The 1,330-nt window shown below is 65.6% G+C and carries 1 protein-coding gene; it reads right to left on the reverse strand.

Going from position 1 to position 1,330, the window contains the following annotated elements:
• Window positions 1-111: 111 nt before the first annotated feature.
• On the reverse strand, window positions 112-1,330 hold a 1,219-nt coding region (locus ACFFN1_RS04030; protein WP_446680470.1), incomplete at its 5' end, for an ISL3 family transposase.

Genomic DNA, 1,330 nt, shown 5'->3' on the forward strand with positions numbered 1-1,330 from the left:
GAAAACAGGTCCATGACGAAAGCGACATAGACGAAACCACTCCATGTCGGCACATAGGTGATATCGGCAACCCAGCGAGTATCAGGAGTATCTGCGGTGAAATCCGGCTCTTCAGAGTTGAGTGTGGGTTGATGCGTCCAGGCCGCCAGCGATGAGCAGCATGCGGAGCCGGTAGTGCTCGAAGTTGCGGAATCCGCGAGCGATCCGACGGCCCAGCTCGATGAGCCCGTTGACCGCCTCGGTGCCACCGTTGCTGGCACCGTCGGTGTCGAAGTACGCCAGGATTGTCGTCTTCCATTTCCGCAGCGTCCTGCCCAGTCTGGCGATCTCTGGGATCGGGCACGTCGGCAAGGCCTCGATCACGCGGGTGGCCAGCCTGCGCCCTTGCGCGTGAGTGTCCTGGTGGAACATGTCACGCACGTCCTGCGCGCACTGGTAGGCGACTTCGACAGCGACATGATCCTCATGCGCGACGAAGGCCGCCTGCAACCGTTTCTGTTGTCGTTCGGTGAGGCGTTCGCGTCCGGCCCGCAGAAGGTTGCGGATGCCGTAGAGCGGGTCGCCTTTGCGTCCCCGGTGCCCGAGTGTCTGCTGCTGGATACGACGGCGGACGTCATCGACGGCGCTGGTGGCGAGCTTCACGATGTGAAAAGCATCGAGCACACAGGTGGCGTCGTCGAGTTGGTCATCGATCGTGTTCTTGTATCCCTGGAACGGGTCCAGCGTCGCGACCCGCACACCGTTGCGGAAGGAAGGCCCGCGTGCGGTGAGCCAGTCTTTGTACACCGTTGCTGAGCGTCCCGGGACGAGATCCAGCAGACGCGCGGTTCGGTGCTGGTGGCGGGTGAGGTCGACCATGCCGGTCAGCTCCTTGGGTCCGCGCCGGCGCGGATCGGTGTGGTGCCAGACGTGCTCATCGACGCCGAGAACCTCGACGCCGTCGAACCGTGCCGGATCGGCAGCGGCGGTGTTGAGCACTGGCCGGATCTGGGACCACAGCGTGTTCCACGTCGTGCCCAACTGGCGGGCCAGTCCCTGGACGGAGGCGTTCTCATAGCGCAACTGGCGGATCGCCCACCGGACCGCGCGGGTTGTCAGCAGGCCGCGCGGGGCGGCGACCTGCGGGTTCTGCTCGGTGAAGGTCACGACCGGGCAGGCGGACTCGCGGCAGATCCAGCGGTGTTTGCGCCATCGCAGGCGGGCAGGTCGCCCAGCGGATGGGGCGTCGATCAGGGTCACGGTGATGCGTCCGTGGCCGGTCGGGATGACGCCGCAACCGGGGCAACCGGTCAGCCGGTCACAGGTCTCGACGTCGAGGACCACGCTCTCG

The organism is Brevibacterium otitidis (assembly GCF_042429315.1).
GTDB classification, from domain to species: Bacteria; Actinomycetota; Actinomycetes; order Actinomycetales; family Brevibacteriaceae; genus Brevibacterium; species Brevibacterium otitidis.